The sequence below is a fragment of the Acidobacteriota bacterium genome, assembly GCA_016712445.1.
In the GTDB taxonomy this organism is placed as follows: Bacteria; Pseudomonadota; Alphaproteobacteria; order Caulobacterales; family Hyphomonadaceae; genus Hyphomonas.
Genome location: JADJRB010000003.1, coordinates 159,704 through 182,469, shown reverse-complemented (window position 1 = coordinate 182,469; position 22,766 = coordinate 159,704). Strand labels below are relative to the sequence as shown.

Here is a 22,766-nt window from a genome sequence, read left to right as displayed (position 1 = left end):
TCAGATGGTTTGGGCGGATGAACCTGCTTTCGTTCGGAAAAAATTTCGCGTGCGTGTGCGTCGCGGCCGGCCTGCTCGCGGCTTGCGTGTCGGCGCCGCCGCGCCTGGATGAGGCGGCGATCCTGGCTGAGGTTGAGGCGGTGGACCTGGCCGCCATGAGGGCGCAGAATTCGGGCGACCTTGAAGCGTTCGCGAATTACCTGTCCGAGGATTATGCCTATATCGACTTGTCGGGAAACCGCATCGGCAAGGCGCAGATGCTGGCGCGGCGGAGCGAAGACAAGCGCGCCATCATCTCGGAGACGTCGAGCGAGGACGAGTCGATCCTGCTTGCGCCGGATGTCGTAATGTTCCGGGGGCGGACGGATCTGGTGTCGAGCTATTATGGCGGACTGCCGAGGCCGGGGTCGACGCGGTATTCCGTGATCTGGCGCAAGGAAGCGGACGGCCAGTGGCGGATGGTGGCCGCGCAGACGACGGACCGGATCAAGCGGGAATATCCGGTGAAGGTCGAGACGGCGATTCCGGCGGATGTGTTGTCGCTCTATGCCGGGACCTACGTGCTCGAAACGGAGACGCCCCTGGCGCTGGTGCTGGAGGCGGCGAGCGGTCACCTGCTCGCCTCGATCGAGGGGCAGTTCGAGGGGATGGTGTTTCGCCCCGAAAGCGAGACCCGCTTTTTTGCGACCGAGCGCCCGTTCGAGCTGGTGCTGTCGGAGGACGCCTGCAGCCTGACCCTCGTGACGTTCGGCGCGGAGACGGCCGGGACCCGGATTGTGGATTGAGCGGCTTGCGCCTGGCGGCAATTTGAGGTGACGTGACAGGCTCGGCACCGGGAGCCGTCAGTGGGACAAGACACGGATACGATTGACGAAATCCGGCCGCTCGAGGGGGCGGACGACGCGCGCACGCGGGTATTCCTGTCGTATTCGCGCAAGGACGGCGACGTCATGGGGCGGATCGCGGAGGGCTTGCAAGGGGCAGGCTTTCTCGCGGATTTCGACAAGGCGAGCCATGATCCGCACAATGTGACGGCGGGGATTTCGGCCGAGGATGAGTGGTGGAAGCGGCTGCAGGAGATGATCGCAGCGGCGGACGTGATGGTGTTCCTGGTGTCGCCGGATTCGGCGACGAGCCCGGTGTGCGACGAGGAGATCGCGTATGCCCGGGCGCTGGGCAAACGGATCATCGCGGTGCTGGCGCGGCCTGTGGACTTTGCGAAGGCGCCGCCGCGGCTGTCGGCGCTGAACGTGCGGATCGATTTTTCGGAGAGCGGGCCGGGGTTTGAGGCGGCGCTGGCGGGGCTGGTGACGGCGCTGGAGATGAATGTCGGCTGGCACCGGGAGGGGCGCAAGTATTACGCGCGGGTGCAGGAATGGGACGTGGCCGGACGGCCGCGCAGCCGGCTGCTGCGCGAGGGGGCGGTGGAGGAGGCGCAGCGCTGGGCGCTGGCGCGGCCGAGGAACGAGCCGGAGCCGGGGGAGCTGTTCCTCGCCTGGATCGCGGCAAGCCGGGAGCAGATCAAGCGCGATGCCGCGAGGCGGGCTTTCTGGCGGCGGGTGACCGGCCTGTTCGTCGTGACGACGCTGGCGGCGGTGCTGGTGGGGGCGTGGTTTGTCGTCCGTGGGCAGAGGAGCCTCGGGCGCAGCGAGAGCCTGATGCTGGCGCGCACATCCGACCAGTTCTACAATTCCGGCGACTACCTGCACGCGCTGCACCTCGCCATCCTGGCGTCGCGTGACAGTTTCCTGGCGCCGGCGACCGATGAGGCGTGGGCGGCCTTTGCAAAGAGTGCTCAGGCGCTGAACCTTGTGCGGGGGATCACGGTTTCGGACGACCCGAAGATCGAGATCGCGGCGGCGACGCCAGTGGCGGGCGGCAAGAGCCTGCTGGTGGAACTGACGGACGGGTCGGCAGAGCTGTGGAGCCTCGAGACGGCGGAGCGTCTTGCGGGGCCGTTCAGGTTCGAGGGGCCGTCGAACGGGATGCAGAAGGCGATTTCGGCGGATGGTCGCCTGATCGTGCTGTTCTGGGGCGAGGTGGCCTATGGCGTGCGCGCGGATACGGGCGCCGTGATCGGGCGGTTTGCGTCCGATGTGGATGCCTACCTCTCCTTTGGCATGGGTGTTCCGTTTGCTGACGGATCGAAATTCCTGCTGCGCGACCAGAAAGACGGGATCGGCCTGCGGGACGGGATGACTGGCGAGAAGATCGCGGTGCTGGGCAGCGGGCTCGGCATGGTGATCGAAGCGCAGGTGTCGGACGACGGGCGCACGGCGCTGCTGGTGGGGCAGTCGGCGTACGAGGTGTGGAACCTCGAGACGCTGCAACCGGCGGCGCCGGCAAGTCCGTATCCGGAGTTCCAGAGCCGGGCATTCCACCTGTCGCCGGACGGCACGCGCGCGCTGGTGCCCGCCGAGGGCGGGCTGCGCTACCTCGATGTGACAAGCGGCGCCGTGGGCGCGCTGGATGCGCCGGTGCCGCTGGACACGGTCGAGGCGGAGTTCGTGCCGGCGCTCGGGCGGCTCGTGCTGCTGGACGGCGACAACCACGCGCAGATCCGCGACATGGCGACGGGGGCGCTGGTTGGCGAGCCGGTGGTTTTCGAGTCGACGGCGGAGCCACTGAAAGCGTCGATCGACGGCGAGCGGCTGGTGGCGCTGTCGTATCTCGTGGGCACGAGAGTTTACAGTCTCAGGACGGGCGAGGTGTTGTCTTATCAGGCGGAGGGCGAGACGCCGCAGCGGGCGGCGGTTCTGTTGCCCGGCACCAATGGGTACCTGACGTTTGACGGACGCAGCGTGCAGCTGCGCTTCTCGCAGGACGGCGAGTCGCAGCCCGAACAGCTGATCCAGGAGCATCCCGGGTATATCGAGGAAATTGTGCCGGCGCCGGACGGACGATCGTTCCTGACGTTCACCTCGATCGGGGAGGTGCGCCAGTGGGAGACGGAATCCGGCCTGCAGGTGGGCGGTCCCTGGAAGCACACCAACTACTATTCGCGCAGCGGTTATCTCGGCAACGGCGATACGTTCCTGACGGTGACCGGGGCGAAGGCGTTTGTCTGGGCTTCGCGGCCGTACGCCAGCACGCGGGCGCCGGTTCTGGACGACGGTCGGGTGGTTGGCAATTCGATGATGTCGGCAGACGGACGGTTCGTGTTCGGATGGAACGAGGCAGGGCGGGCGGTGCTTTGGGATGTTGCCGCAGGAAAGGCCATCGGGCCGGGCATCCTGACCGGCGAGGAAGGCTATTGGGGCGCCGCGTTTGACCCGGCGAGCGAGCAACTGGCGCTGTGGTACGAGAACCAGCTGCAGCTGGTGCCGACGGCGACAGGCGTGGGCGGCGAGACGCTGGCCGAGCATGAAGACGTGGTGACCGAAGGTGCGTTCACGCAGGATGGCACACGCCTGGTGACCGTGGACGCGAGCGGGGTGGTGTATGTCTGGGACACGGCGACGCTTCAGCCTGTGGGCGAGCCGCGGATGCATCAGGCTTACGCGCTGCCGCCGATGGACGGGGCGCGCAAGCGCATGCTGGTTTATGACGGGATGCAGGCCTATCTCGTCGACCTAGTAACAGGCGCTGTGATCGGGGCGCCGCTGGAGCATGTGTGGCACGGATCGGGGGATGAAACGTCCGGTCTGGTGGGCGGCGGCGCGATCTCGGCGAATGGCGAAGTTGCGGTGACGTTCACGGGCGAAGAGGTGCGGGTATGGGACGCCGCGACGGGCGCCGCGCGGGCGGAGCCGATCACCGGCGGCGAGGCGCCGCTGAAGGCTGTATTGTCCGCCGACGGATCACGTGTGCTGGTGCTGTTCACCAACCATGCCGAAGTGTTCGACACGGCGACGGGCGAGTCCGTGCAGAGCTTCGCCGAAGGGCAGCTGGCTGAAGACGGCGCGCTGACCTCCGACGGCAGGGTGGCCGCGACCTGGGGCGGGCGGGCGCAGGTGCAGCTTTGGGATGTCGGGACGGGCGAGCCGCGCGGCAATCCCTATGACATCGGCATCGTGGAGCAGACGGCTGAATTCACGCCGGACAACACGCGGCTGGTGCTGACCGAGCCGACCGGGACGTTCCGGATCGCGGACGCCGCGACCGGCGACGTGTTGCGCCAGATGGACCTCTATTCCTTTGGCGGCCATGCGTTCTGGAAGCCGGAGACCGGGCAGCTGCTGACGCACCGCTATAATGGCGAGACTGAGGTGTGGGACATCTCGTTTGCGCTGCGGGCGGGGGCGACGAGCGATGATCTGGCCGAGGCCTGCCGGGTGAAGCTGGCGGGGTCGCCGTCCGTGCGCAAGCTCGACCAGTGGGCGACCTTCGCGGCGCCGATCCTGCGCGGGCGGGAGGGGGAGGATGTGTGCGTGGCGCCGGTGGTGCCGTGGTGGGAGAAGGCGGCGGGGGTCGTCTTCGGGTGGATGTTCGAGTGAGGCAGGACGTCTGATGGCGGACATTTTTCTTTCCTATGCACGGCGCGACCGTGAGGTCGCCGAGAAGGTGAAAGAGGCGCTCGAAGCGGCGGGGCTGTCGGTGTTTTTTGATGTCGAGGGGCTGGACGGGGGCGATGTGTTTCCGGACGTGCTGGACCGGGAGGTCAAGTCGGCCGGGGCGGTGATCAGCCTCTGGTCGCAGCACTCGCTGAGCCGACCATGGGTGAAGCAGGAATGCTCCATCGGGCTGAAGCGGCGCTGCCTCATTCCGCTGACCATCGAGGCGCTGGGCGAACTGGATGTGCCGGTGGCGTTCGAGGGCGTGCAGCAGATCGACTTCACGGGCTTTCACGGGCGCACGGACACGGCGGAATGGCGAAGGCTGATGCGGTCGCTGTCGCGGACGCTGGGGCGGCCGGAACTGGCCGACGAAGCCGTGCCGGCGCGGACGTCGGCGAAGGCGGCGGTGAAGGCGAAGGTGCCGGTGCAGCGCACACCGAAGCGGCCGGCGGCGCCGTGGCTGATCTTCGGGGTGCTGGCGGTGGGTGTGATCGGGGCGATCGCCGCCCGGCAATATCTGGCGGACAACAAGATCGCAGAGCTGGAACAGCCGGAGACGGCAGAAACGGCGGCGGCGGATGCGGCGGATCAGCCGGCCGCCGAGGCGGTGCCGGCGGGGCCGGAGGACGAGCCCATGGCAGCAGCGCCTGCGCCGGCGGGCGTGACCGCGTTGCAGCCGGGTGAGGCCTGCGGGGATGTGTCGGCGCGGGTATATTTCGATTTCGACAAGACCAGCCTGACGATGGAGGCGGAGTCGGTGCTGGAGGAGGCGTTGACGGCGGGGTTTGACTGCGAGCTGCTGGAAGTGGGCATCGAGGCGCATGACGACCTGCAGAACAGCCCGTCCTATGCCGAGGGCGTGTCACAGAGGCGGGCGGATACGATTGCCCAATGGCTCGGGGCGAACGGGGTGATGGCGGAGCAGATCACGTCAATCGGCTATGGCTCGTCGCAGCCGCTGGCGCCCGGCCAGCGCAGCCCAGCCAACCGGCGGGCGGACGTCATTTTCGACCTGGAACCCCCGTATTCGCCCTGACGGCGGCAGTCGCAGCTGCGTTACACTTCCCCCGCTTCCCATAAAACGTTGATTACCATAACGTTAAAATCCAGGCGTCGCGGAGTGGGACCATGGCGGATGAAAAAGGCGGGGGCCTGTTCGGGGCGCCGAGGCGCTCAACCCGGTGGATCCGGGCGGAAGTGAAGGGCGCGCCCTCGGCCGGCGGGGCGATTGCGTCGGACGCGGCCTATGTGAGCCTGGACCTGGTGGACCTGAAGCTGGCGCGGTCCGGGGTGCTGACGAGCAAGTTTCACGCGCTGTTCCTGTCGGACCTGTCAGTGGCGACGCAGGTGCAGACCAAGCTGCGCCAGAGCGCGATGATCGATCCCCGGCAGGTGCGGGAGGGGATTTCGGCCAAGAACGCGGCGGCGGTGGACCCGGCGGTGACGTCGATCTGCTCGCAGATGCCGTGGCATGGGCGGCTCGACGGCGAGTTCGTTGTGCTGGCGCTTCGCTCGGAAGCGATGCTGGGGGCGCTGCTGGACCTGAATGACAAGCTTTCCTCGGCGGTGCGCAATGATCCGGGGCAGCCGGAACCCGGCGCGCCGGAGGAGGACGAGGACGGCCACGAGAGCGTGCTGCTGGCGGCGGTGGCCGGCAAGGTGGCGAGCAAGTTCCTGAAGAAGATCGGCTATACGGCGGCGGTGGAGATTGCGCGGCTGCTGAAGGCGCAGGACGGGACCTATCAGACGCGCCTGCGGGTGCCGGTGGCGGAGGTGCCGTTCGAGGCGGGCTATTACGTGATGCTGCCGGGCGGCAAGGGCGAAGGCACGGCGGAGCTGGATTTCGGCAACGGGCGCCTGACGCCGGAGCTGCGCGTGGGCGGCAAGCGGGTGAGCGGGCGCGACTATGCGGTGGTGCGCGTGACGGCGACCGGGCAGCACGAGAACATCGAGGATGTGCCGGCGGTGGGCGATGCGTGGATCACGCTGCAGCGCGTGCTGCAGGCGGGCGGGCAGCCGGACGAGGCGCTGAACGCCTTCCGGCGGGTGGTGGCGATCTCGCCTTACCTGATCGCGGCGGACCGCAAGCGGCTGCAGGACCGGGCAGCGGAGATGGTGGAGGCTGTGCGGCCGTTCCTGGCGGCGGCGCCAGCGCCGGCTGCGGGCGGCGAGGATGGGCGCGAGTCGGTCACGTCTGGCGAGCTGATGCGGTTCGCCTTCCGTACACTGAAGGACGCCTGGGCTTCCGGCGCGCTGAAGCCATTGGCGGATGCGGCCGTGAAAACGATCACGGGCGAGCCGGCGGAGAAGGCGGCGCCCAAGTCCGAGCCGAAACCCGAGACCAAGGTGGCGCCGATGCCTGCGGCTGACCGGTTCGATACGGCGCTCAGCTTCTGCTTCAAGTGGGAAGGTGGCTACAGCGACCAAAAGGCCGACAAGGGCGGCAAGACGAATTACGGGATCACTGAGAAGGTGTATCACGAGTGGCTGGACTCGCGCGGCGAGGCGCCGAGGCCGGTTTCGGAGATCACCAAGTCCGAGGTGCGGGCGATCTACTGGTCGGACTACTGGCTGGCGGCGCGCTGTGACCGGCTGAAGCGGCAGCTGGACCTCTTGATGTTCGACGCGGCGGTGAACCATGGGCCGGGCGGGGCGTCGAAGCTGCTGCAGCGGGCGCTGAATTCGCTGGGCGAGAGCCTGAAGGTGGACGGCGCGATCGGCGGGCAGACGTTCACGGCGATCGGCCGGCACGCGACGAAGGATATCTGCAAGCAGTACCTCACCGAGCGGCGGGCGCTGTTCCACCGGATCGTGGCCAATGACAAGAGCCAGGAAGTATTCCTGAAGGGCTGGTTGAACCGGGTCACTGATCTGGAGAAAGCCACCGGGGAAGGCGGCACGCACAGTGATTATGAATCGCTGGGCGGTGACATTGTGCCGGAGAATACGCCCTTCGCCGGGTATGTGGATTAGGAGCGCGTCATGTCGGTCGAGCAGGCCATCCGTGAACTGAAGGATGCGGGCTTCGAGAACGAAGCGGAGCTCGCCGCGAAGGCGGCGGCGCTGACCGATGCGGTGATTGCGGCGCAGGATAACGGCTCGCCGGAACTGAAGGCCGGTTTCAAGGCGCTGCGCAGCGCGCGGGCGCATCAGGCGGTCGAAATGGCAGCGCAGTTCATCGAGGCGGTCGGCGTACGGCGCGGATGGCTGCTGCAATACCACGCGCAGGCGCTGGTGGAGCGAAATGCGCTGGTGCCGGCGCTGGCGCTGATCCGGGATGCGCGGGCGGCGGCGCAGGAGGAAGCGGACGCCTTCACCGAGACCGAATGCTGGAGCCTGGAAGGGCGCGCCTACAAGCAGTTGTTCGTGACCGCGACCCAGCGGCGCCCACCGGCGGCGCGCGATGTGTGCGAGGGATTCCTGCGCAAGTCGGCGGCGGCTTACGGCTTCGCGTTTGCGCGCCTGCGCGGCACGCCGGGCGCGTATTTTCCGGGAGGAAACCTGCTGGCCCTGTGCGCGATCGCGCAGCGCTGGCAAATCTTCCTGCCGCTGGCGGTGCCGGCGAATGACATTGCCAACGAGATCGTTGCGGGCGTGAACGGTCAGGCGGAGCCGGCGGCGTGGGACGTTGCCTCGGCTGCGGAAGCCTATGCGCATCTCGGGCGCTGGGATGAGGCGAAGGCCGCGATCCGGCGCTATCTCGACCTGGCGGGCGGGGACGCCTTTGCGATCAACGGGACCCTGCGCCAGTTCGAGCAGATTTGGGGCATCACGCCGAATGAGGCGGACAAGGCGGAGATCACCCACCTGCTGCGCTATGCGCTGATGGCGTCCGACCAGGGCGGCATCAGGCTGAACCCGGCGCAGACGCGCGAACTGCTTGCGCCGCATACGGACGAGATGCTGCCGGAAGACGCAGCCGGCGCGCAGGCGGCCGACCGCGCGCTGCACCAGTATGAGAAGGTATTCGGCAATGACGGGCCGTTCCGGATCGACCGGCTGAAGACGATCATCGACTTTTCCCGCTGCGTGGGCCGCGTGATGATGGACACCGTGCAGGGGAGTGATGCGACGTTCGGCACCGGCTTCCTGCTGAATGGCGAGTGCGTGCATCCTTCGCTTCAGGGCGAGGTGTTGTTCATCACCAATGCGCACGTGATCTCGCCTGATCCGGCTGACCAGCCCGCGATGGGTGTGGGTGACGGACGGGTGCGGTTCGATGCCGCGAACTTCTCGGACGCGTTCCCGCTGGACGAGCATCTGTGGACATCTTCGCCCACGGAGCATGACGTCTCGATTTTCAAGCTGCGCCAGAATACGCCGCGCTATCCGGACCTGCGCGCGCTGGGCGGGATGTGCAAGATGGCGGACGGCTTGCCGAAGCTGAAGCAGCGCGAGGCGGTCGAGAGCAAGAGCGGCGTGCCGCAATACCGCGACAAGGCGACCACGGTGTATGTGATCGGCTATCCGCTGGGCCGGGAACTGTCGATCTCGCTGAGCGACAATGATCTGATCGATTACGAGAACGTCCGTATCGGGACGGTGCCGGGGCCAGAGCCGCGGCGGCTGCATTACCGAGCACCAACGGAACCGGGCAATTCCGGCAGCCCGGTTTTCAACAGCCGGACGATGGAGCTGATCGGCCTGCATCATGCGGGCGGCCTGCGCCCGCGCCTCAACGGGCAGGGCGGCAAGTACAACGCCAATGAGGGCCTGTGGCTGCGGCCGCTGTTCAATGCCTTCAAGCTGGCCAAGGGGCTGAACTAGCGGGCGGGAAGGCCAGCCGAGGAGGAGCGAAATGCCATTCGTGGACATGACGGCGCAGGTGTCGGACTTTGAGTCGCTCGACGCTGATACCGGGCTGGAAGCCGTCCGCAAGGCAACGCATGTGGGCCGGGGCGAGGCGCGCCGCCGGCTGATTGCGGTGGCGATCCTGGCGGACATGGAGAAGCAGGGGCGCACGCTGGCTGTTGTGACCCGTCCGTATGCGTACATGCATGAGGTGCGCGGGGCGATGGTGTCGGTGGAGATTCCGCTGGGCTTCGTGACAGACTTTGCTTCGATCCCGAGCTTTTTCCATTTCATCGTGCAGCCCTTCGGGCGGCATGCGCCGGCGGCGGTGCTGCATGATTATCTCTACGCGCTCGGCCAGAAGAAGGCCCGCCGGCTGGCGGACCGGTTGTTCCTCAACGCCATGCGCGAGGCGGGCGTCGGCGCGCTGCGGCGCTCGCTGATGTACCGGATGGTGCGCTTCTTCGGCGGCGGCGGGTATGGCCTGAAAGACGACTGGAAGTTCGTCGATATCGAGACAGGCGAGGATGTCGATCCGCCCTACGCGGCAGATGGGTTTGGCTGGGCGCCGGAGAAGCAGAAGAAGGCGGGCAAGGCGAAAGCCTGAGCCTCAGGCCAGCGCGAGGGCGAGGGCGTTGATGAGGGCGTCCTTGCGGCGCTCCCAGTCAGGCAGGTCGTCGTAGGGCACCATCAGGGGATGGGTTTTCGCCGCGGCGTCCTTCACGGCGCCGTGGCGCCAGCCGTCGCGCTGTTTCTGGGCGACCCATTGTTCGTGCTGCGTGCGCCCGCTGGGGGAGGTGTGCTCGATGGCATGGCGAACGCTTTCGCGGGTGGAGGCGTGCATCCAGTCCGGCGCATCGTCCCAGGCGGGAATGTCGTGCTGGCCGTGGGCAGCGGCCCAGCCGCGCAGGGCTTCGTGAACGGTGCGCGCGATGGCGTCGAGGTGGTCTGGCGGAGGTGGCATATGGATCAGTCAATCGTCCTTGGAGCCGAAGCGCGCGCGAATTCCGGTGAGCAACGCGGCCGCGCGCTCCTGTATCTCAACGGTGCGGCGTAGTTGCAGTTCCAATGTCTGGAATGCGAGTCGCTCGGTTGCAAGCGCGGTGCTCAGCGAGGCGCGGTTGACCTGGCCTGATGTGCAGAAGGAATGGATGGCATCGAGATAGTCGGAGGCACTGCCGGCAACCTGTCCGTAGGAGCGGCGAGCGTCGTGCATGTCGGTGTACAGCGCTGCGATCTTTACGCCGTCATCGCGCGAGGCGCGCATGACACGGTTCATGTTGGCGCTCCAGGCGGCGTCGGTGATGGTGAAACGGGGGTCGCTGAGATCGGTGAGCCGCGCGGTGACGCCGCGGGTGCGCTCGACAGTGCGGCCGATGGCGGCGCAGGCTTCGGTGGCGCGGTTGACCTGCAAGGGATCTTCGAGCAGTCCGGATGTGGCCAGCCAGTCCATCCGCTCGTTGTAGAGATTCACAAGGCGCGCCGGGTCGGCATCGGTGTCGAGATTTTCGGCTGGAAACAGGCCCGCGATGATCTCGATACCCGGCGTGCGGAGCGCTTCGGAGACGGCGAGGACGCTTTGCGCCAGGGTGACCGAGTTGTCGGCCATGGCCTGCATGGTGCGCGCGTTGGCTTCGAGCTCTACTTCGATCTCGGCGAAGGTGAGTTCGACGGCGCGCTGCTCGACATAGCGTGCGCCGAACCAGGTGCCGCCGGCTGCAAGCACGGCGAATGCGAACGCCGCAGCCGCCAGCGCACGCCAGCGGCGGGTCCATTTTCGCAGGCGGCGCACGCCGCGCAGGATATCCGCCTCCGGATTGCCGGTGGGTTCAAGGACGGTAACGGAGGAAATGTAGGGCGGAAGGGACGCGTAGGGCGTGGCGGCGATCATCACCGGCAGGACGCGTCCGACCGCGTTCGGCCAGCGCGCTTCGGCAGCGGCGACCTCCGAAAGCGTATAGGCGCCGGGGCGCACGAATGACGGGCTGATCAGGCAGACAATCGCGTCCGACCGGGCGATCGCCGCATTGATGCGCTCGTTATAGTCGCCGCCGGGCGGAAGGTCGTTGCGGTCAAAGAATACGGAAAAGCCGGCATTGCGAAGGGCCTGCGCGATCCGGCTGGCAGCGGGCCGGTCGTCGGAGGAGTAGGACAGGAAGATCCGGCCCCGGTATCCGGAGAGGTTTTGGGTGCCCCGCATGGTTGCATCATGCTTCAAAACCGGCGGCGCTGCCATCGCAATCTGGAAACGCCGCCTTGCCCCGAGGTGACACGGCATTGTCACTGGACGGGGGCGGCGGGGCGTTTTACCTCCCGTGCATGACACAGACACGACCCCGCCTGCTGGGCTTCGAGACGGTCCGGAATTTCCGGGATTTTGGCGGATACCAAAGCCGGCTGGGTGGCCGCGTGAAGATGGGACGGCTCTACCGGTCGGGCCACCATGCCGAGGCGAGCGAGGAAGACCTGGCCGCAATGGACGCCCTCGGCATCCATGTGCAGGCGGACCTGCGCCGGCCGGATGAGCGCGAGAAGCAGAAGAGCCGCTTCGTCGCGCCGGTGACGATCACCCATGATGGCGGACGCGAGAGCGAGGCGCCGCACATGCGGTTCCTGTCGCGCGTGACCGTCGATGCGGCAGACGCCGACCAGTGGATGTCGGAGTACTATGCGGCCGCCCCGTTCAAGGCGCACCATCAGGAACTGTTCCGCGACTGGTTCGTGAAGCTGGCCGAAGCGCCGGGCGAGACGGCGGGCCTTGTGAACTGTGCGGCCGGCAAGGACCGCACGGGCATCCTGTGTGCGCTGACGCACCATGTGCTGGGCGTGTCGGACGCCGACACCCGCGCGGACTATGACCTGACGAATGAAGCTGTAGGGGTCGAACTGCGGCTGCCGGAAATGGCGACCTACTTCAACCAGATGATCGGCAAGGATTATCCGGCGGAAGTCTACCGCCCCTTCATGGGTGTGGACCTCAAATACTTCGACCGGGCCTTCGGCGCGATCAATGCCAAGGCGGGTTCGGTGGATGGCTACCTGGTCGACGTGCTGGGCGTGGACATGGCGCTGCAGGACGAGCTGCGGGCGAAACTGATCGAGCGCTAGCGCGCCGGTTTCCGGCATTGGCAGACGATTCAAGGCGGCGCGGGCAGGCTGCGCGCGGCGCCTTCACAGGCTGTTCATGTCCGTTAATGTTTTCGTTCATGTCATGACCTGAAGGAAAGCCGGAGCCGTTGCGATTCCTCGCCAGGATCTTCGATTCGGCCCGTGAATTCGGGATCGGGGCGGCGCGGTGGACGACGCGCGTGCCGGCCATCGTGATCAAGGGCGGGCAGCGCCGGACGCTGGGCGTGGCGCTGCTGGCGGTGTCGATCCTGTATTTCGGGGCGCTCGCCTGGTTCGGCTGGCTGAACGGGGCGCTGCTGATCAATGGCGAGGCGCGCTGGAAAGCGTTCGAGTTTGCCGACCTGCGGGCGCGGGCGGTGGCGCTGTACGACAGCGAGGGGCGGTATTTCGGCATCGTGCATCCGGAGACCGAGAACGACCATCTCGGCGAGTTCGAACGCAGCGAGCTGAGCCCGTTCGGCGAGTCGCCGGACCACAAGGCCGTGCCGGTTGCTGAGGCGCCGCCTTATTTCTGGCGCTGCGTGGTGTTCAGTGAGGACCGGCACCGGGGCGAATGGCGCAACCGGTTTGGTGTGGACGCGCTGCACCTCGCGCGGCTGCCCGTGAGTTCACGCGGAGGCTCGACCCTGGAGATGCAGCTGGCCCGGTCGATGTGGAAGATGCATTCGCGCAACTCCAATCCGATGTGGCGCAAGCTGCATGAACTGAGCGAGGCACCGGTGCTGAACCGGTATCTCGTGAAGGACGGCGACACGGCCGGGCTGGAGCGTTGGTTTTCCGAGCATATTCCGTTGGTGCAGGGCGGCGGCGACGAACAGGGCAGCATCTACGGCGTATATGCGGCCGGGCAGTTCCTGTTCGGCAAGACGGCCGAGGAGCTGGACCCCGCCGAGCAGCTGGTGCTGGCGGCGGCGGTGCGCCGGCCGATCGCCTGGCCCGCCAGCGAGGAAGCGCGCGCCGAAATCCTGTACGACCTGATCGGCGTGGACGAGAAGAAGAGCCGCAAGCGCGCGATGCAATGCGCAAGTGACTCGGCGCGGCTGGCGGACGGGACGCGCGTGATCCCCGACAAGCGGGTGCGTGAGGCGACGCGGGCGCGGCTAGACCAGCTGCGTGTGCCGGCGAATGTCGGGCAGACGGACCCGGCTTTCCTCGAGATCCTGCGGATGGAGGGCGTGACCGCCGAGGTGCCTCTGATGGCGCCGATGCGGCTGGCGAAGGAGCTGGCGCCGAACGTGCAGCGCGAAGTGGTGGCGGAGCTGACGGACCTGCTGGCGCCGGTGGAGGAAGCGGCGGCGGTGAAGGCGTCGGCGATCACGCCGGCCAAGCGCCAGCCGACGCGGCTGACTGGCACACACCCCTGGCGCGGCAAGGTGCGCGAAGTGGCGGTGACGCTGGACGTGGCGAAGAATTCGCAGTTCCGGGCGCGGGCGCGCGAGGCGGCGATGACGCTGGGCGAGGAGCTGGAAGCGGGCGGGCGGTATCGCAAGGGCGCGCTGCCGCAGCGCGTTGTCAACGAACTGGGCAGTCTAAGCATCGTGGAGGGCGACACGCCGCTGGTGATTGCGGCGGCGGACGAGACGGGGCGGATCGTGCGCTATTACAATTCGTCAGCGACGACGGCGTATTCCGGATACGGCGACACGCGCGCGTCGATCCGGGGGTTTGGCCGGGGCCCGTATGACCGGACGCAGGAGACGCGGTCGGTGGGGTCGGTGGCGAAGCTGGCGGCGGCGCTGCTGCTGGCGGAGGGCGGAGAGGACAACCCCGACAAGACTGTCAGCAATGCGTGCATGCCGGGGCTGCAGCAGCGGTGTGCAGGCGCCGCGAGCGGTGCGACGCCGGCGCGCGTGACGCTGCGCCGGGCGTTCGGTTCGTCGCTGAACCCGGCGGTGGTGCGCGCGCTGGGCGAGGGCACGACCATCCAGCACACGCTGGACCTGATGAACACGCTGGGCTTTTACCTGCCGGAACGCCACCGGCAGACGCCGATGGCAACGAACCTGGCGCTCGGCCGGTTCGCCGGGCGGCCGCGGGCGGTGCACTGGCTGGCGGCGGTGACGCTGGCGGCCGTGCGCGGACAGGGCGGCGGCGTGACGGAGCCGTATTTCGTGGAAAGCTACAAGCGGATCGAGCCGCTGGCCGATGGCAGCTACACGTTCCGCGAGGAGACACCGAAGCGGACCGTACTGCCGGACCTTGAGGGCATCGGCGAGGCGCAGGCGAAGTTCCTGCGCGCGGTGCTGAGCCAGCCGGTGTGTGACACGAAGGACGGCACGCTGCGCCGGCTGAGCGCGTGGTGCGCGGCGGCGAGCAAGGATGTGGCGCTGCACGTGGCGAAGACCGGATCGGTCTCGGCGGGCAGCGGGGCGGCCTTCAACGAGTCCGACTGGTGGATTGCCGGCGGCATCGAGTTTGCCGACGGGCGAGCCTATTCCTATGTGATTTCCTTGGGTGCAGGCTCCAACAAGGGGGCCTTCGCCAAGGACCTTGGCGGGGGGTACGTTGTCGCCGATTGCTGACGTGTTGCTGCGTGATCTCCTGGAGGACGTGAATTGAAGTTTCCCTGGCAATCGCGCGGCGATGACGAGACGGGTTCCTCCGCAGACGGAGGACGCCGCGCAGCATCTGCAGGCGCGGCGGTGGACGCAACGGCGAAGCAGCTGAGCCGGATGGCGGCGGCGACGCGGGCGCTGCCGATCTTTGCGTCGGTGCCGATGTTCTGCCTCGCGGTGTTCGTGACGATCTCGTTCATCGGCACCTATACCGGCATGCTGCAGGTGCTGCGCTCGGGCGACAACAGCTTCGGCTTCTTCGGCGTGGCCGGCGTGTTCCTCTTCATCTTCGCCACGACGGTGATCATGGCGTATTCGGTCAGCGAGATGTTCCGGTCGGGCCGGAACTTCTGGCCGCGCATGTCGCTGGTGGCGACGTATGTGGTGACGCTGTTGATCTCGGTGAGCTTCGGCTTCGCTTTCTACTGGACGCAGCTGGAGGCGCGCTCGCAGGCGGTGGGCGATGCGGAGCGTTACCTGACTGTGTTCGACCGCGAGATCACGGTGGCGGATTCGCAGCTGGCGGGTACGCTGTCGACGCTGACCGCGCTCAACACGAACTTCAATGAACTCTCGGCGCAGGAGCGCGCGAGCGGCAACCAGTGCGGCGAGCTGTCGGGCGGCGGCGATGGGCCGCGTACGCGCCACCTCGCGTCGCGGGCAGGCGAGATCAATGCGCTGGTGTCGGTTCTGACGCCGCAGATTGCCAGTGTGCGGACAGAAGCCGAAACGGTGCGCAAGTCGATCGAGGATGTGCGCGCGATGGGCGCGAAGCCTGCGAGCGAAGTGACGCCGGAAGAACGCGAGCAGGTGTTCCGCGGCGCGGCGGCCTCGGCCAACAAGGCGGGCGCGACGCTGGAGGCGCTGGCGACGAGCCAGAGCGTGACCAACTATGTGGCGGATCTGCGCACCTGGGCGGGGGAGTATGCCAACCCGTCGCTGACGCGGGTGGAGTCCGGCAGCGGGGCGCGGTTCAAGTGTTACAACCCTTCGATTGCCAGCCAGATGAACGGCGTGGCGGCGGACCTGGCTGCGCTGCCGGTGCTGCCGATTTCGCAGCTGGACAGCTATGCCGGCGCAGCGGCGACGCGTGAGGCGCTGGACCGGTTCTGGTTCACGTTGACCGCGCCGGTGCGCGGGATTGTCGACGGTCCGCAGACGCAGACCGAGACCGAGCGCGAGGAAGCGGTGCGGCGCGAGGCGATTGCCGAGGCGCTGGGCAACCGGGCGGGCGAGGTGGCAGGCGCGGAGATGTCGAGTTCCGACGTGAAGGAGCTGGTGGAGGCGCAGGAAGGCCTGCGGCGCGACGATGCCTTGCCGCTGGGGCTCGCCATCGTGATCGACTCGCTGCTATTCCTGTCGGCGCTGTGGAGCCAGCCGACCGAGAAGTTCGCCGCGTTCGCGCGGATGATGCGCGACCTGCGCGGCGAGAAGGAGCGGCCGCTGGCGCTGGTGACCGGCGCGCATGACATTCAGGAGAACCCGGATTTCGCGTTCCTGCGGCCGTATGTGTTTACGCACTATGACGAGGTTTACCTTGCGCTGCCGGTGGCCGGGCCGCTGGCCAAGGAGCAGGCGACGCAGATCCTGAATACGCTGCGGATCGCCTGGCAGGCCGGCAAGATCATCAAGCGGGCGAGCGTGTCGTCATCGGCGATTCAGCGTCAGCTTGAAGCGGCGGGCAGCGACCTTTTAGAGCGAATGAAAACGCCGGATGCGGACAATGATGACCGCGCGGGCGACGACGAGGACGACCTGTTCGATCGCAAGCGCGAGACGAAGGCCGCGTCGCTCGTTCCTCCAAGGTGGCCGGTTTCCAACACGACCTTCGTGGCCTACCGGTTCCTGCCGGGGGCGTTCGAGCAGATGGTGCTGCAGGCGATGGTGCCGGACATGCCGGGGGCCGGGCAGGACGATGAAGACGAGGACACAGAGGCCGGCGAGGGGCCCTACCGCGAGGCCTGAAAGGGTCCGTTAACGAAATCTCCCGATGGTCGGCGGTGAATGCTGGCGGGCTTTGCATGAGGCTGAGGCTGCCGGCTGCGACCGAGGCAGACCCGATGACCCCGCCCAAGACCGCCTTCAGCGAAACAGCCCATTCGGTGCCGGACGTGATCGACCGGATCGGCCGGACGGTGGGCCATTCGCAGCACCCAGACGCGCTGAAAGTGCAGCTGATTGCGCGCAGCCCGGACACGAAAGTGGCCCGCGAGATGCTGGCGCGGTTGCCGGAATTCGAGGCGCGGGGCGTTGGTTTTGAAGCGATTTTCACGAAACTGACCGGCACGGATGTGGTCGGCGCGGTGGCGCGCGTGTACGGCGCAGACGCGGCGCGCGCGACTGTGCGCGTGGTCAACGTGCCCGAGCAGGGCGACATTACCGAGCAGGTGAATTTCGGCCGCGTTGCGGTCTGGACCGGCAAGAAACTGAAGGCCTGGAGCTCGGCCCCGTTCGAGGACGGACAGCTGGCGATGACGGGCGAAGGCAGCGAAGCGGCGAATCTGGCGAACCTGGCGTTCCGGGCCTTGTGGAGCGTGTCGGAGCCGCCGGCGAACGATGCGGGCCCGGCAGATACGCTGCGGATTGCCGGCCGCTGAGGCTCAGGCCGCGCCGGTCATCTCCACCAAGCGGTTCATTTCATCGCGGGAACGCAACGTCAGCACCGGGACACCGGCGCCGTAGCGGGCGAACGCCTGTTCGATGCGCGGCGTCTGGAGCGTTTCGAAGTTCCAGATGTAGTGCAGGAACTCGAGGTCGATTTTCTCCGGGCAGTCCGGCGCCATTTCGGGCCGTGTGCGGCCGGCATAGCGCAGCCAGCGGCCGACGGCGCCGCGCAGGGAGGTCCAGCGCGGCGGGCGCATCCAGATGACGAGATCGGTGCGCGGCAGGCGCCGATACATCGTGCCGGGGCTGGTGCCGTCCATGACCCAGCGGTCTTCCTGCACGAGCGCCTCGACGCGCGCGTAGGCTTCGTCTTTCGGCCGCTCGGTCCAGCCTGGGAGCCAGAACACGTCGCGGTCCATCGAGATGTGGCGGAGGTCGTAGCGGGCCGCAAGGGCGCGGGCGAGTGTGCTCTTGCCGCTGCCTGAGCAGCCGATCACGAGGATGCGGGACGCCGCCGAGAGCCGCGCCGGTGCATCTTGAAGGGCAATCGGCGTGACCATGGTCGAGCTGTGCTTCGGGCCTAGCCGGTGCGGAAGGACTTGCGGCCGAAATAGGGGTTCGGCGTGGTGGGCGGAGACGGCGGCTGGTCGTCGCCGGGCGTGGTGGTCACTGTTTCCGGGTTGTCCGTGGCCGGATCGGCGGCGGGCTCTGCGCCGGCGTCAGGTTCGGGTGCTTCGCCGGCCGGCTGCTCCGTAGCCGGAGCTTCGGCTTCGGGGGGCGGCGCAAGCACGGCGCGCACGAATGCAGCCGCAGCGCGGGCGGTGGAGACTTCGAGGTCCGGCACGTCCTTGTCGAGGCGGCGGGCGAGCTGGCGCGCGTGATGGTGCGACAGCGACTTCAGCTGCGACTCGAAGATGTCGTCGCCGCAAGCCGCGCGCAGCGCGAGCAGGCTTTCGCGTGTCTGGCCGGCGGACACCAGTACTTTCTTGACGATCAGGCTGGCGGCGGCGGCCCAATCCTTGTCGGCGACGCCGGACAGGTCCGGCGCCGCGGCGAGCAGCGCCGTGATCGCCTTGAAACCGGGTGCGCCGCCGCCGAAGCTCATGCAAGCTTCTCCCGGACTTCGCCGAGCAGCTGCTCAATGATGCCCAGAGCTTCGCCCGGCCATTTGGCCTGCAGGGTCGGATCCGGGCCGAGTTCGATCGGGTTCGTTGCGAAGCCGGATTTCAGCGGGATGACGGTCTTGAACATCGCAAACTCGGTTTCCTTCGCGCTGGCCGCATCGCGCATGGCGCCGAGGACGACCTGCTGGTGGGCCGTATTGTCGAAGCGCGTGGCGAGCACGACCGGAAGCGTCTCGATATCCCGGTTACGCAGATTCTTCATGATGTCACCTGTGAACAGGTCGAGACCGAGGGTCGACATGAAATCCGGAATGGTGGGAACGACGATCATGTGGCTGGCCGCGAGGACGGATTCGGTCATCACCGAGATGCCGGGCGGGCAGTCGAACAGGATGACGTCGTATTCCGACTTGAGGAGGTTCAGGTCATCGCGCAGGCGCTTGCCGACCTGGTTCTGAAGGGCCTCCATGGCGTAGCCCTTGGCGGTGAGTTCGAAGATCAGCTCCCGCTCGGTCTTGCGCAGGCGCGGTGAGGAGGGGATCAGGTCCAGCGGCAGGGGTTTGCCCTTGAAGGTGACGTCGCTGGCATTGGTGACGATGAATTCCGACAGCCGGCGCTGCTCGCCCGCGAAGAAGTTCTCGAGCAGCCAGTCCGAGATGGTGGCGTAGTCGTTGATCGCCTGAAAGAGGTGCTCGTCGCCGGCATGGCCGAAGATCAGCAGCGAGGCGTTCGCCTGGGTGTCGAGGTCGATCACCAGCGTGCGCATTCCGGCAGCGGCGAAGGCCTCGGCGAGGCTGACACAGGTGGTGGTCTTGCCGACCCCCCCCTTGGAGTTGGCAATTGAAATAACGCGGGCCGACATGGAGTTTCTCTCTTTCGGTCTAGTCCGATCTTGCCCTCGGGTGATGGCAGATTTGGTTGCGCAAGAAAACACTTATGCCGACAAAATATCGGCAGGCCGAAATAAAAAACTCCTAACGATTCAGGGCATCGCAAAATAGTCGCAGTAAATCAGGCCGTTCCAATCCGGCAGGGTATCCAGCGGGGTTAGCTTCACGGCCGTTGAGACAGCCGAAGCGAGCGAACCCCGAGATGAAATGGACCTGGCCTTTTGGAAATCCGCCGCGCGATGCGAAAGCCGCGTGGCCGGTGGCGCTACTGAGCGAGCCGCGCGCGGCCAGCTGGGGCGCACGGGATTCGGGGGCGCTGATCCGGGACGGCTACCTGCGCAATGCGGTGGCGTATCGCTGTGTACGGATGGTGGCGGAGGCGGCGGCTTCGATCCCGCTGAAGACCGCGCATGAGGGAGCGGGCGCGCTGCTGCGCCGGCCCGGCCCCGAGATGGCGCCGGCGGGATTCCTGGAGGCGGTGTTCTCGGAATTGCTGCTGAGCGGCAACGCCTTTGTCGAGGCGGTGCGCCTGCCGGGAGAGGACGCGGTTGCGGCCCTGTTCCCGCTGCGCAGCGGGGCGGTGCGACCGGTGACGGATGCGCGCGGCTGGGTGGAAGCCTGGGCCGTCCGAGGGCGGAAGGGCGAAGAGAGAATTGTGAGGCGCGATGCCGAGGGATGGAACCCGGTATTGCAGGTGAAGCTCTTTCATCCGGCCGATGATGTGATGGGCCTGCCGCCGCTGGCGGCGGCGCGCCGGGCGCTGGACCTGCACAATGCGAGCGCCGATTGGGCGAAGTCGCTGATCGACAACGCCGCGAAGCCCTCCGGCGCGCTGGTGTATGGCGGGGGCGGGCGGATGCCGCCGGACCAGTTCGACCGGCTGAAGGAAGAACTCGAGGCCAGCTTTTCAGGCGCGTCGAATGCCGGGCGGCCGCTGCTGCTGGAAGGCGGGCTGGAATGGCAGGCGCTGTCACTGTCGCCGGCGGAGATGGACTTCCAGGCTACACGCGCCGCGGCAGCGCGCGAGATTGCGCTGGCGATTGGCGTGCCGCCGATGCTGCTGGGGATTCCCGGAGACAATACGTATGCGAACTACCGGGAGGCGAACCTTGCTTTCTGGAGGATGACCGTGTTGCCGCTCGCGGGGCGAGTGGCAGAGGCGCTGTCGCGCTGGCTGGACGGTGCTTTCCAGACAGATGTGGACGTGGCGCTCGATCTTGACCGTGTGCCAGCGCTGGCGACCGAGCGCGAGGCGCTGTGGAGCCGGCTGGAGGACGCGACTTTCCTGACGCGCGAAGAGAAGCGCAGGCTGGCGGGGCTGGAGCCATGAGTTTCGACCGCAGGCTGACGATTGGCGTGGTGGTGGCGGTGCTGGTGCAGACGGCAGGTGTGCTGCTGTGGGCAGGCGCCGCGGCGGAGCGCGTGGCGACGCTGGAAGAACGGATGCGCGAACAGCGGCCGGTGGCCGAACGGCTGGCGCGGGTGGAGACCGAACTCGGCGCCATGCGAGCGCAGCTCGACCGGATCGAGCGAAAGCTGGAGGTGCGCGATGCGCGCTGAGCCAGTCTTGATCGAAGGATACGCGAGTGTGTTCGGACGGCCGGACATGAGCGGCGACGTGGTGCGGGCGGGTGCTTTTGCGCGCAGCCTGGCGCGGCGGCGCGAGGTGCCCCTGTTGCTCGCGCACCGCGAGACCGCGAGGGCCGGGCGATGGGTGCGCGCGGCAGAAGATGGATACGGCCTGTTCGTACGCGGACTGGTCGAGGGCGAGGCCGGCATCGGCCTCGTGAAGGGGGGCGCGCGGGGATTATCCATCGGATTTTTCCCGCGCGTCTGGACGCCGCGAGCGACGGGAGGCCGCGACCTGATCGAGGTCGACCTCGTGGAGATATCGCTGGTTAGCGAGCCGATGCAGCGCATGGCGCTGTTTCAGGTGATGGGAGCCGGCGCCGTGCGCGCGGCGTGAAACGGGTCAGTGAAGGAGACAGGATGACCAAGGAAACCAAGGCCGTGAAGGCCGATACGGCCGAGATGATGGCGGTATTCGAAAGCTACCGACAGGCGAATGATACGCGCCTCGCCGAAATCGAGAAGAAGGGCTCCAGCGATCCGTTGACGGATGAGCGGCTGGCGCGCATCGACCGGCGCCTTGAGGCGCTGAGCCTCAAGATGGCGCGGCCGGAGGCTTCGGCCGTCGCCGATGTGGAGACGGACGAACGCCGCGAAGCGTGGATGCGCTACCTGCGCACGGGCGACGAGAGCGGCGTGGCGCGGCTGGACGTGAAGTCGCTGAACACCGGCACGGGCAGCGAAGGCGGGCATGTTGCGCCGCCGGAGCTTGACCGGCTGATTGAGGCGCGGCTGCTGGCGGCGAGCCCAATGCGGCAGATCGCAACCGTGCGGCAGACGTCGGTGGGGATCTACAAGAAACCGGTCGGGCTTGGCGCGGCGGCGGCCTGGGTGGACGAGGAAGCAGAGCGGACGGAGACGGCCGTTACCGGGCTCGATCTCCTGACCTTCCCGGCGGGCGAGCTTTACGCCATGCCTGCGGCAACGCAGACGCTGCTTGAAGACGCGTATGCGGATATCGATGCCTGGCTTGCAGACGAGGTGGAAACGGCGTTCGCGGCACAGGAATCGGCGGCTTTCGTGACGGGCAATGGCACGGCGAAGCCGAGAGGCTTCCTGGACTATGAACTGGTGGCGGATGCCTCGCACGTGTGGGGAAAGGTCGGGTTCGTTGCGGGTGATTTCACGGCGGATGATGCGGCTGACCAGCTGATCGATCTTGTGTACGCGCCGAAGAGCCAGTTCCGCACCGGCGCACGGTTTGTGATGAACCGGCGCACCGTGTCGGCCGTCCGCAAGCTGAAGGATGCGGATGGACGCTATGTCTGGCAGCCCGGCGTGAGCGGGGAAGCGGCGACGCTGCTCGGCTATCCCGTTACCGAGATCGAGGACATGCCGGACATCGGGACAGGCAATGCGGCGATCGCGTTCGGCGATTTCCGCCGCTTCTACCTGATCACCGACCGGCAGGGCGCGCGTGTGCTGCGCGATCCGTTCTCGGCCAAACCCTACGTGCTGTTCTACACGACCAAACGTGTGGGCGGCGGCGTGCAGAACTTCGATGCCGTGAAGGTGATGAAGTTCTGATTTTCTCCCAGGAACCACAAA

At 67.2% G+C, this 22,766-nt stretch carries 19 protein-coding genes; 14 read left to right on the top strand and 5 right to left on the bottom strand.

Annotated features, from left to right (window positions below):
* The first annotated feature begins 17 nt into the window (after nucleotides 1-17).
* From IPK75_17150 to IPK75_17125, 6 genes are all read left to right on the top strand, one after another.
* Nucleotides 18-785: a nuclear transport factor 2 family protein gene (locus IPK75_17150; protein MBK8200077.1), complete on the top strand. Its 768-nt coding sequence runs from the start codon at nucleotides 18-20 to the stop codon at nucleotides 783-785.
* A 60-nt stretch (nucleotides 786-845) separates the two neighbouring features.
* Nucleotides 846-4,436 carry a toll/interleukin-1 receptor domain-containing protein gene (locus IPK75_17145; GenBank protein ID MBK8200076.1) on the top strand — a complete coding sequence of 1,197 codons (3,591 nt, stop codon included), beginning with the start codon at nucleotides 846-848 and terminating at the stop codon, nucleotides 4,434-4,436.
* Nucleotides 4,437-4,449: 13 nt separating this feature from the next.
* Complete coding sequence (locus tag IPK75_17140) at nucleotides 4,450-5,532, top strand: TIR domain-containing protein (protein ID MBK8200075.1); 1,083 nt, start codon at nucleotides 4,450-4,452, stop codon at nucleotides 5,530-5,532.
* 92 nt (nucleotides 5,533-5,624) lie between these two features.
* Nucleotides 5,625-7,469 (top strand): hypothetical protein, encoded by a 1,845-nt coding sequence (locus IPK75_17135; GenBank protein ID MBK8200074.1) that lies wholly within the window; start codon nucleotides 5,625-5,627, stop codon nucleotides 7,467-7,469.
* Nucleotides 7,470-7,478: 9 nt separating this feature from the next.
* Nucleotides 7,479-9,263, top strand: a complete 1,785-nt coding sequence (locus IPK75_17130) for a trypsin-like peptidase domain-containing protein (protein ID MBK8200073.1) — start codon at nucleotides 7,479-7,481, stop codon at nucleotides 9,261-9,263.
* Nucleotides 9,264-9,294: 31 nt separating this feature from the next.
* On the top strand, nucleotides 9,295-9,894 hold the full coding sequence (locus tag IPK75_17125; GenBank protein ID MBK8200072.1) for a DUF1353 domain-containing protein: 600 nt from the start codon (nucleotides 9,295-9,297) through the stop codon (nucleotides 9,892-9,894).
* 3 nt (nucleotides 9,895-9,897) lie between these two features.
* Here the strand turns inward: IPK75_17125 and IPK75_17120 are convergent, their stop codons facing one another.
* Together IPK75_17120 and IPK75_17115 are read right to left on the bottom strand one after the other, a co-directional pair.
* Nucleotides 9,898-10,251, bottom strand: coding sequence for a hypothetical protein (locus IPK75_17120; protein ID MBK8200071.1), 354 nt, complete (start codon nucleotides 10,249-10,251; stop codon nucleotides 9,898-9,900).
* Nucleotides 10,252-10,260: 9 nt separating this feature from the next.
* Nucleotides 10,261-11,487: a toll/interleukin-1 receptor domain-containing protein gene (locus IPK75_17115; GenBank protein MBK8200070.1), complete on the bottom strand. Its 1,227-nt coding sequence runs from the start codon at nucleotides 11,485-11,487 to the stop codon at nucleotides 10,261-10,263.
* A gap of 119 nt (nucleotides 11,488-11,606) precedes the next feature.
* On the opposite strand from IPK75_17115, the gene IPK75_17110 reads away from it, so the two are divergent.
* The 4 genes from IPK75_17110 to IPK75_17095 all read left to right on the top strand — a co-directional run bounded on the left by IPK75_17110 (nucleotide 11,607) and on the right by IPK75_17095 (nucleotide 17,568).
* Nucleotides 11,607-12,395, top strand: a complete 789-nt coding sequence (locus tag IPK75_17110; protein ID MBK8200069.1) for a tyrosine-protein phosphatase — start codon at nucleotides 11,607-11,609, stop codon at nucleotides 12,393-12,395.
* 128 nt (nucleotides 12,396-12,523) lie between these two features.
* Nucleotides 12,524-14,938 carry a transglycosylase domain-containing protein gene (locus tag IPK75_17105; protein ID MBK8200068.1) on the top strand — a complete coding sequence of 805 codons (2,415 nt, stop codon included), beginning with the start codon at nucleotides 12,524-12,526 and terminating at the stop codon, nucleotides 14,936-14,938.
* A 33-nt stretch (nucleotides 14,939-14,971) separates the two neighbouring features.
* Nucleotides 14,972-16,936 (top strand): hypothetical protein, encoded by a 1,965-nt coding sequence (locus IPK75_17100; GenBank protein MBK8200067.1) that lies wholly within the window; start codon nucleotides 14,972-14,974, stop codon nucleotides 16,934-16,936.
* Between the two features lie 56 nt (nucleotides 16,937-16,992).
* The gene (locus tag IPK75_17095; GenBank protein MBK8200066.1) at nucleotides 16,993-17,568 is read left to right on the top strand and encodes a hypothetical protein; all 576 of its coding nucleotides are present in this window, start codon (nucleotides 16,993-16,995) and stop codon (nucleotides 17,566-17,568) included.
* A 3-nt stretch (nucleotides 17,569-17,571) separates the two neighbouring features.
* On the opposite strand, the gene IPK75_17090 is transcribed toward IPK75_17095, so the two are convergent.
* Genes IPK75_17090 through IPK75_17080 form a run of 3 tightly spaced genes read right to left on the bottom strand, consistent with a single transcriptional unit; the run spans nucleotide 17,572 to nucleotide 19,561 of the window.
* Complete coding sequence (locus tag IPK75_17090; protein ID MBK8200065.1) at nucleotides 17,572-18,135, bottom strand: AAA family ATPase; 564 nt, start codon at nucleotides 18,133-18,135, stop codon at nucleotides 17,572-17,574.
* A 20-nt stretch (nucleotides 18,136-18,155) separates the two neighbouring features.
* Nucleotides 18,156-18,680 carry a hypothetical protein gene (locus tag IPK75_17085; protein MBK8200064.1) on the bottom strand — a complete coding sequence of 175 codons (525 nt, stop codon included), beginning with the start codon at nucleotides 18,678-18,680 and terminating at the stop codon, nucleotides 18,156-18,158.
* On the bottom strand, nucleotides 18,677-19,561 hold the full coding sequence (locus tag IPK75_17080) for an AAA family ATPase (protein MBK8200063.1): 885 nt from the start codon (nucleotides 19,559-19,561) through the stop codon (nucleotides 18,677-18,679). The genes IPK75_17085 and IPK75_17080 overlap by 4 nt, the downstream gene beginning before the upstream one ends.
* Before the next feature lie 230 nt (nucleotides 19,562-19,791).
* Here IPK75_17080 and IPK75_17075 point away from each other — a divergent pair, with 230 nt between their 5' ends.
* Genes IPK75_17075 through IPK75_17060 form a run of 4 tightly spaced genes read left to right on the top strand, consistent with a single transcriptional unit; the run spans nucleotide 19,792 to nucleotide 22,745 of the window.
* Entirely contained in the window at nucleotides 19,792-20,919 is a 1,128-nt protein-coding gene (locus IPK75_17075; GenBank protein ID MBK8200062.1) for a phage portal protein, read from the top strand.
* On the top strand, nucleotides 20,916-21,149 hold the full coding sequence (locus IPK75_17070) for a hypothetical protein (protein ID MBK8200061.1): 234 nt from the start codon (nucleotides 20,916-20,918) through the stop codon (nucleotides 21,147-21,149). Before IPK75_17075 ends, IPK75_17070 begins: the two co-directional genes overlap by 4 nt.
* A complete protein-coding gene (locus IPK75_17065) occupies nucleotides 21,139-21,555 on the top strand; it encodes an HK97 family phage prohead protease (GenBank protein MBK8200060.1) in 417 nt (138 codons plus the stop codon). Before IPK75_17070 ends, IPK75_17065 begins: the two co-directional genes overlap by 11 nt.
* A gap of 23 nt (nucleotides 21,556-21,578) precedes the next feature.
* Nucleotides 21,579-22,745, top strand: coding sequence for a phage major capsid protein (locus IPK75_17060; GenBank protein MBK8200059.1), 1,167 nt, complete (start codon nucleotides 21,579-21,581; stop codon nucleotides 22,743-22,745).
* Nucleotides 22,746-22,766: the final 21 nt, after the last annotated feature.

What these genes read in the sequence shown, in the direction of transcription:
- IPK75_17150 (MBK8200077.1), top strand. Translation starts at nt 18, where the DNA reads ATGAACCTGCTTTCGTTCGGAAAAAATTTCGCGTGCGTGTGCGTCGCG.
- IPK75_17140 (MBK8200075.1), top strand. Translation starts at nt 4,450, where the DNA reads ATGGCGGACATTTTTCTTTCCTATGCACGGCGCGACCGTGAGGTCGCC.
- IPK75_17135 (MBK8200074.1), top strand. Translation starts at nt 5,625, where the DNA reads ATGGCGGATGAAAAAGGCGGGGGCCTGTTCGGGGCGCCGAGGCGCTCA.
- IPK75_17130 (MBK8200073.1), top strand. Translation starts at nt 7,479, where the DNA reads ATGTCGGTCGAGCAGGCCATCCGTGAACTGAAGGATGCGGGCTTCGAG.
- IPK75_17125 (MBK8200072.1), top strand. Translation starts at nt 9,295, where the DNA reads ATGCCATTCGTGGACATGACGGCGCAGGTGTCGGACTTTGAGTCGCTC.
- IPK75_17120 (MBK8200071.1), bottom strand. Translation starts at nt 10,251, where the DNA reads ATGCCACCTCCGCCAGACCACCTCGACGCCATCGCGCGCACCGTTCAC.
- IPK75_17115 (MBK8200070.1), bottom strand. Translation starts at nt 11,487, where the DNA reads ATGCGGGGCACCCAAAACCTCTCCGGATACCGGGGCCGGATCTTCCTG.
- IPK75_17110 (MBK8200069.1), top strand. Translation starts at nt 11,607, where the DNA reads ATGACACAGACACGACCCCGCCTGCTGGGCTTCGAGACGGTCCGGAAT.
- IPK75_17095 (MBK8200066.1), top strand. Translation starts at nt 16,993, where the DNA reads ATGAGGCTGAGGCTGCCGGCTGCGACCGAGGCAGACCCGATGACCCCG.
- IPK75_17090 (MBK8200065.1), bottom strand. Translation starts at nt 18,135, where the DNA reads ATGGTCACGCCGATTGCCCTTCAAGATGCACCGGCGCGGCTCTCGGCG.
- IPK75_17085 (MBK8200064.1), bottom strand. Translation starts at nt 18,680, where the DNA reads ATGAGCTTCGGCGGCGGCGCACCCGGTTTCAAGGCGATCACGGCGCTG.
- IPK75_17080 (MBK8200063.1), bottom strand. Translation starts at nt 19,561, where the DNA reads ATGTCGGCCCGCGTTATTTCAATTGCCAACTCCAAGGGGGGGGTCGGC.
- IPK75_17075 (MBK8200062.1), top strand. Translation starts at nt 19,792, where the DNA reads ATGAAATGGACCTGGCCTTTTGGAAATCCGCCGCGCGATGCGAAAGCC.
- IPK75_17070 (MBK8200061.1), top strand. Translation starts at nt 20,916, where the DNA reads ATGAGTTTCGACCGCAGGCTGACGATTGGCGTGGTGGTGGCGGTGCTG.
- IPK75_17065 (MBK8200060.1), top strand. Translation starts at nt 21,139, where the DNA reads ATGCGCGCTGAGCCAGTCTTGATCGAAGGATACGCGAGTGTGTTCGGA.
- IPK75_17060 (MBK8200059.1), top strand. Translation starts at nt 21,579, where the DNA reads ATGACCAAGGAAACCAAGGCCGTGAAGGCCGATACGGCCGAGATGATG.